The organism is Rothia sp. 88186D007BW, assembly GCF_053544215.1.
Window position 1 is genome coordinate 1 of record NZ_JBPPTR010000019.1, and the last position, 7,519, is coordinate 7,519.

The 7,519-nt window shown below is 51.9% G+C and carries 6 protein-coding genes; 3 read left to right on the plus strand and 3 right to left on the minus strand.

Going from position 1 to position 7,519, the window contains the following annotated elements; translation table 11 throughout:
- Positions 1-434: 434 nt before the first annotated feature.
- On the plus strand, positions 435-1,643 hold the full coding sequence (locus ACEE09_RS09175) for a Fic family protein (RefSeq protein WP_449084058.1): 1,209 nt from the start codon (positions 435-437) through the stop codon (positions 1,641-1,643).
- A 41-nt stretch (positions 1,644-1,684) separates the two neighbouring features.
- On the plus strand, positions 1,685-2,101 hold the full coding sequence (locus ACEE09_RS09180; protein ID WP_449084060.1) for a DUF3151 domain-containing protein: 417 nt from the start codon (positions 1,685-1,687) through the stop codon (positions 2,099-2,101).
- Between the two features lie 93 nt (positions 2,102-2,194).
- On the opposite strand, the gene ACEE09_RS09185 is transcribed toward ACEE09_RS09180, so the two are convergent.
- The 3 genes from ACEE09_RS09185 to ACEE09_RS09195 all read right to left on the minus strand — a co-directional run bounded on the left by ACEE09_RS09185 (position 2,195) and on the right by ACEE09_RS09195 (position 4,568).
- A complete protein-coding gene (locus tag ACEE09_RS09185) occupies positions 2,195-2,617 on the minus strand; it encodes a hypothetical protein (protein ID WP_449084062.1) in 423 nt (140 codons plus the stop codon).
- A 344-nt stretch (positions 2,618-2,961) separates the two neighbouring features.
- Positions 2,962-3,771: a hypothetical protein gene (locus ACEE09_RS09190; RefSeq protein WP_449084064.1), complete on the minus strand. Its 810-nt coding sequence runs from the start codon at positions 3,769-3,771 to the stop codon at positions 2,962-2,964.
- A gap of 101 nt (positions 3,772-3,872) precedes the next feature.
- On the minus strand, positions 3,873-4,568 hold the full coding sequence (locus ACEE09_RS09195) for a DUF6318 family protein (RefSeq protein ID WP_449084065.1): 696 nt from the start codon (positions 4,566-4,568) through the stop codon (positions 3,873-3,875).
- Between the two features lie 1,116 nt (positions 4,569-5,684).
- Here ACEE09_RS09195 and ACEE09_RS09200 point away from each other — a divergent pair.
- Positions 5,685-7,519: DEAD/DEAH box helicase family protein (locus tag ACEE09_RS09200; RefSeq protein WP_449084067.1), on the plus strand; the 1,835-nt coding region annotated here is incomplete at its 3' end.

Below are 7,519 nucleotides of genomic sequence, written 5' to 3' on the forward strand. Positions count from 1 at the left end.
TGTATGGGCGGGTGTTTGCGGTGGTGCGGGGGTTGGTGTTTTTGGCTGCGGGTGGGACTTTTGAATAAGCCTCAAGGGATGAGCGGGAAGAGAAAAAGTTAGTGAGCAGATTCTTACCGATAAGTGACATACGTGGCCCTAAAATTCCTATGGTGTAAAGCAATGGGGGGGTGACGTGCGAAAACGTCTTCCCACATACTGTAGGTGCGCCAGATGTCCAGGCGCTAAGCCCCAGGTTGCGCCCCGGTGAACTGCCAGTGAAAGGCGGGGCGGACGTCCGCGCTCGCCTTAAATACAAAAAGGGGTGTTTTTGGGAGTTAGGGGCGCTAGAAGGTGGGGCTATCTCCCAAAATGGGGTGTTTTTGGGAGATAGACCTGGCTATGATGGGGGCTAACTACCAAAAACAGCTATTTTTGTGAGATAGGGGCGGGCATTGAAGAAGTATAAGAGCCTGAAAGCGGTCTTTCACCAGTTTGATGCTGCAACTGCCCAGGAAGAAAATAGACGGAGAAGAGCCATGGGTTTCGGCTCCTCCTTTCAAGTAGGCGACTATTCCCTTTTCTATATGTCTACCCCGCAGCTTCTGGTCTTACTGGAACAAGTGCTCCTGAATGAGCGAACGATTGGGCAACTTGCTGCTGATATTCCCCTGGCAGCTCAAAGAGGCTACCTTTATGAGCTTATTGTTCGTGAAATTACAGCTACTAATGAGCTAGAGGGTGTGCGCTCCACCCGGCAGGAAATTCAGGAGGCTCTTGAGGCTGAGCCCTCTGAGAATAAATCTTTTAGGGAGATAGCCCGACTTTATGTGGAACTTTCTGAGGGCAAAATTGAGGCTCCTCGTACTCTGCAGGAGATAAGAGATATTTACGATGGCCTCTTCGGCGCAGAGATTTCTAGCCAAGACGCTCTGGACGGAGAACTTTTTAGAACTGGACCGGTCTACATTCGAGATGGTGCGGGGAAAACTATTCATTCTGGTGTTCAGGGCGAGCAGGCAATCCGGCGGCAACTCCAGGCCATGCTGACGCACTTAGAGGAGGAAACCCCTTTTCTTCTATCCAGGGTCGTCTCCCACTTCATGTTTGAGGCTGTGCACCCCTTCTATGACGGTAATGGCCGGTTTGGGCGTTTTATGTTGAGTGCCCAACTGTATGAGGTGCTTTCGGTCTATACCGTCTTGACACTATCGGCGGTTATCTATCAGAAGAAGGCCGCCTACTATAAGGCTTTTAGTGAGGTGGAGGAGCCTCTTAATATGGGCGATGCCACCTATTTTGCTCAGGTGATGTTGGGTTTTATTCGGGACGCCCAATTAGAACTTATTAGTGACTTCTACGCTAAAAAACAGCTCATGAATAGTCTCTCAGCCCGCCTGAATACGCTGCCCCAGGAGAGAGAAGAACTTTCCCACGGTGCCTTGGAATCCCTCTTTGTGTTGGGGCAGGTTCACCTATTTGGTGGAGGTTCTGGGCTTGACTGGGATACCCTGACGAAGGTCACAGAAAAATCTAGGAATACGGTCAGGTCCTACATCGAGGAGCTAGAGCAGGAAAAGCTTATTGAACGAGTCTCTTCCCGCCCCTTGCGGGTGCGGCTGAGCGCACACGGTAAGAGCCTACTCTTTTCTGAGCAGGCGTAGACTTTTTGTAGTTACAAGAATTTGAATTGAATGGAGTGCCCATGTCACTTGCTGGTAAGAACCTGTTAGAAGGCCCTGCCCCCACTTTCCTGCCTGAAGAGCCTGAGTTGTTGGCCCGCGTCCGCGCAGGTGCTGCCCCCGCTGAACTTGCACAAGCCTTCCCCACCTCGCCCCTGGCTTGGGCCTTGCTGGCTGAAGAAACCCTGGGTGCTGGTAAGACCCTGGAAGCCTATGCTTATGCGCGCGTGGGCTACCACCGCGGACTGGATGCCCTGCGTGGTAATGGCTGGCGTGGGCACGGCCCAATCCCGGTGAGCTACGAACCGAACCGCGGCTTCCTCAAAGCCCTACTGATTTTGGGGCGAACCGCCGCAGCTATTGGTGAGGCAGATGAGGCTGAGCGTATCGAGAAGTTCCTGAATGATTCTGACCCTGCCGCCGCCGCCGAGCTGGCTTAGCCCCTGCGTCCAGCACAGGCCGGGGACGGATGTTGTGAGACTTCCCGGCCTCCCTGCCGCCTAGCCCCTACCTCAGGGCGCGGACGCCCGCCTTTAGTTTTCTTGCCCCTTGCCAATGCGGTGGTAGCCGGGGGCTACGAAGCGGTGGAAGATGAGGGTGGTGATTGCAACCAAGGGGAGGCGCCAGACGGCGCTGGCGGGGTCATCTTGGCCGGGGAAAGCAAGGGCCAAGAGAGCTATCACAAAAACTAGTTGAGGGGCGTAGGAGTAGCTGGTGGGTAGCGTCCTGCGAGCTGCTGCCCTCTGACGGCCTGTGTAGATACCAAACGCGACACAGCAAAAGACGAGGATAAAGGTCAGTAGGTTGACCTCAAAAATATAGGCTGCAAAGAGAGCCGTGAAGAGGGCCGTGGCGGTGAGTGCTTGTGGCCAGGTGCCGCCGATACGCTCCTCGTAAGCATAGGGCGCGGACGCCTGTTGCGGCTTGGGGCTGTGCTGGAGAGTTTGTTCGGTCATGGTTTCCTCCTTTTTATTTATCTCTCTAATACCCCTATAATATTATTACTTACTATTTTGGGTTAAAGAAAAGGTCGCAACCTACTGGCTGCGACCTTTTCTCATACACACACATTTCTTTTGCACCAATCCCTCACGGGAGGAGCCTCAGAGGTTACACACATCTCTGAAAGGGGTGACTCATCATCACGGTGAGATTCTCAGTCTCTTAAGGTGGTGAGGTTTTCTCTCCTCGTCCTCATACCTTAACTATGAACCCCTAACCTTTGAACTCAATTCGGGGAACCTGTGCGAAACCTAAGAAAAGATTTCTCCTGAAGCTTCTCTACCAGGTGGCAAGGGAACTACCCGTTACTGCAACCCCAGGCTTCTGAGTTTAAAGCGCAGTCATCTGCAACTAACCCAACTTTGGTCCGCCAGACTCTCACCAGCTGAGGGTCACTGGTGCGGCTAACTGTCCCCTCAATGACTTGCCACGGCCCGCCGTCTACTGAGTATTCGCCGCGGTAAGTGGTGGTCAGGGCGAAATAGTAGTCGCCGGGGTCTGCGTAACGGTGGGAGGTGTCGGTGGGCTGATCCCACACGTCCGCACCTAGCTGGTAGCCGGGGTAAGTGACGGGTCCGAGACTAGCACCGTCATCATAGTCAAAGGTGTAAGAGATTGGGGTCGCGCGGAGCACCACATGTTGGCCGTTGATAGTGCGCGTGAATTCTTGGGGGTTGGGGTCGGCCCAGAAGTTGGTGTTGTAGTTTTTGAGGGTGTGCGGTGCCCGCTCCTGGCGAGGAAGAGCCGGTTCTATAGGGAAAGTGTCGAAATCTTGGGTAGTGATAGTGACACGGACGGGGCGTACCTCCGGCTGCCCGTTTTCTTCGGCGGCAGGGGGACGGCACTGGTAGGGAGAGGAGCCGTCACCGTATTCCCCGTTTGCTGACGCATAACTGACCTTGCTGAGAGTATTGTCCTTGGTGAAACAGTAGATGTCTGTACGGGGAGCACTGTACCCAGGTGCTGGCTCAGAGGCGGAAGACTCCTCGATAGGGTTGATGCTGACAACTTCACCGGGAGTATCATCTGATCTTATGTCGTATTGTGTAACAGTTTCATCCTCGATAGCTGGTACCCCCTGTAAATAGTTATCTTTAATATTTACCATAAATCCTTGCTCAGTTGTTTTACCCTGGGTATTTGCACTTGCGGGGACATACGCTATTTCCAGTAGAATTAGGATGATACTAACGGTTAATAATTTTTTCTTCATTCACCGACCTTCTTAGCGCCGGTGATTTTCCAGTTTTCATCCGAGAACTGAAGTTGCAGTTCAACTCCCCGGCTTGAGGCTTCAGAATTCTTACTATATGTAGCTTCTTCGTTGTACAAAAGAATCGAATCAGCAACGTTGATATTGCTTCCTACGGAATAAGCACCATTGCCAAGGCTGATTATTAGAGAATCATTGTAGTGAATAGTTGAATTTCCTCCAATGATCCATCCACCCGATTCGTAGATTTCTTTGAGGGCGTCATAGAAATCTAGCTCTTGTTGAAAAGACTCATCTACAAGGGCTTTAGCTGTAGCAACGTCGCCTGTCTGGTGGGCGTAGTTTCGCATGTCGTTCCAATAGTCGATAAATAGGAGCATTGCCTCAGCGCTCTCAACGTTCATACCTTCTGGTGCTACTGGCTTGGGCACGTTTTGGGCAGGGCCGTGCTCGTCAGCGGGGCGGTAGTCACCGTCAGGTGCTTTAGAGCCGCCTGAGTAGCTTTCTTGGGCTTGTGCAGTAGGTGCTTCATCTGTGGGGGCTTGGCTGGGGTTCGCTGTGTCTGAGGTGCTGGAGGTTGGGGAGCTTGTTTCAGGTTCAGGGATGGAGCCTGTGGGTTGGTTGCTGCAACCTGTGAGGATGAGTGCGGCGAGGGTTGTCAGGGTGAGGGTTTGGGCAAGGGTATGTTTCATGGGGTTTCTTGCTAGTTTGGGATTTGTGGTTAGGGCGAAGGATTGGGTGAGTGTGTGTTTCATGAGATGCTTTGGGTGGGTAGCTTTGTGACTAGGTCTTATGTGAGTCTATAGCGGTGGAGCTGATGCAGGGCAAGGGTTTGGACCTCTCACTCGGTTTTTGACAGTAGATTACGTCGGATAAGCCGACATATCCACAATTTCTTAGGTCTGACGTGGGCTAACAGGCCTACAAGGTGCCCTAAACTGTCGAATTTAGCGGGATCTGCTTTTAGTCGCAATGATCGATAGAGTACCTGATGGCTTGAGAAACAAAACATAGGGGGTATCTATGAATCAAGAAGTGAAGGGTCACGGCACCTACCAGCCTGTTTACCAGGCTCTACAGCCTGCCAATAGGTGCCAAGTCCACACAGACCTTAGACACTGCGGAGACCCCAGCGCCGAAAACTACAGGATAGACAGCGGAACAGGTCAATGTATGACTAAAGGCTGGGTGTTCCTAGGCGGCCTGTACTATATCGCCGATGAACTCAGGGCAGAAGCACTGTGCCATAGCCTCTGGGGCTCTGAAATCGCACAGGTATATAGCGATGAAACAGACCATATCTACTACACAGAATGGGGTGAATTGTAAGCTGACAAAGAGTTCAACGTGTAGAAACCAGACCCCAGCGAAGAAAAACCTTATGCTGCATATATGAGCGATAAAAAGGTTCTTCCCATCGGTTTGTACGAAACTCTCAAAACACGCAGGTACTATCCCAAGTCCTCCCCGGAGAAACCGAATGGGTCGAATCAGAAATCCCGGGTGACGACTCTGAGCACGTCTCCTCCCTAGCCCGCTATGTAGCGCAACAGGTAGCTACAAAACTTGAACAAACTGACGCTCCAGAACGTATCGCCCTTATCAACTCTCTTCTAACTCACCTAGAAGATGAGACTGGCCCTGACGAAGTTCTTGCGGCGGACAGCCCTAAAAAGGCTGGCTCTATTATCCAGTTCACCGAGCTCAAACCCCGGCAACAAGATAGGCCTTCAAACCGCCCCACCACCCCGCTCAATAGCGTCGCCCTTCTCACCAACAACCCTAAAGAGCCTCAACTTGGCGAAGAAATAAAAAAAGAACTAGAAAGCGCCGACCGGGTAGACCTCTTATGCTCTTTCCTCAAGCTCACAGGCGTCAACGTCCTGGCCCCACAGTTGGATATTCTCAAAAGACGGGGCATCCCCCTCCGCGTCATCACCACCACTTACATGGGGGCTACTGACCGTAAAGCCGTAGATAAACTCGTCAAAGAATATGGCGCACAAGTCAAAATTAGCTACGAAAAGAACTCAACCCGGTTACACGCAAAAGCCTGGCTCTTTCACCGCAACACCGGCTTCTCCACAGGCTATGTAGGTAGCTCAAACCTCTCACATGCTGCCCTCACCGACGGTCTGGAATGGAACGTCAGAATATCCAACACCGTCACACCGGGTATCTTAGGGCAGTTCAAGGCAGCCTTCGAAAGCTACTGGAAATCCCACCAATTTGAAAGCTACACAGGGGTAGAGGAAGACCGCAAAAAACTAGATAAATCACTAGAACAAGCCACAATAGGCACCGGGGCCTCAGCACGCCCTAACCTTCACATCAACTTCTCCTATGTGGACGTTCACCCCTACCCCCATCAGGCCATTATGCTGGATGAGCTACAATCAGCCCGCCACAAAGGCTACCACCGCAACCTAGCAGTAGCGGCCACGGGCACAGGCAAAACCATTTTCTCTGCTCTCGATTACAAGAGACTCTGTGAAGAAGCCGGACGGAAACTACGTCTCCTTTTTGTCGCTCACCAGTCTGAAATACTAAACCAGTCACGTAGTGCTTTCGCCACAGTCATGCGGGACGCTAACTTTGGTGAACAATACTTTGGGGGAAGAATCCCTGACCATAACGAACATGTTTTTGCAACGATTCAGACCCTTGCAGGGGCAGGTAGTGAGCGGTTCGCGCCTGAGCATTTTGATGTCATCATCATTGATGAATTCCACCACGCCTGCGCCCCCAGTTATCAGAAGATTCTCGACTACTTTCAGCCACAAGAGCTCATTGGTCTTACAGCAACCCCTGAACGTACAGACGGTAAAAACGTTGCCGCCGAATACTTCGACGGACGCATCGCCACTCAACTTCGCCTCTGGGACGCCCTTGAAGCAGACCTACTGGTCCCTTTTCACTACTACGGTATCAATGACGCAACAGACCTGAGCGCACTCACCTTTGAACGAGGAAGCTACCGCGATAGCGAGCTCTCACACTACTACCTGGGTAATAAACGACGGGTAGGGCTTATCCTGCAACAAATTGAGGAGAAGATAGCTAACCCCCACAACATGCGAGCCATCGGGTTCTGCGTAGATACAGACCATGCCCGGTACATGGCAGAAGAATTCAACAAAGCAGGTATTCCAGCTACCTCTCTTCTAGGTAGTGATAACGCTGAGCGGCGCCAAGAAGTCATTGCCCAGCTGAAAGACCCTGCACACAAGCTCACCACAGTTTTTACGGTTAATCTTTTCAATGAGGGTGTAGATATTCCTGAAGTAGATACCCTGCTCATGCTACGCCCCACCCAGTCACCGACTCTCTTTCAACAGCAACTGGGGCGTGGTCTGCGCAGGTCACCTGATAAGGCGGTCCTAGTAGTACTAGACTTCGTGGGCAACCAGGCTAAGGGCTTTAGATTCGACCTTAAAATGCGTTCACTTACCCGTAGCGGCGTGGTGACACCGGGTGATATCGAAAACCCATTCCTTCCACCTGGGTGTAGCATCCAGTTGGATAAAAAGACTCAGCAGCAGGTACTCAAAAGTATCAAAGCAGCTCTTGAGGCTTATTCAAAAGTCCCACCCGCAGCCAAAAACACCAACCCCCGCACCACCGCAAACACCCGCCCATACAA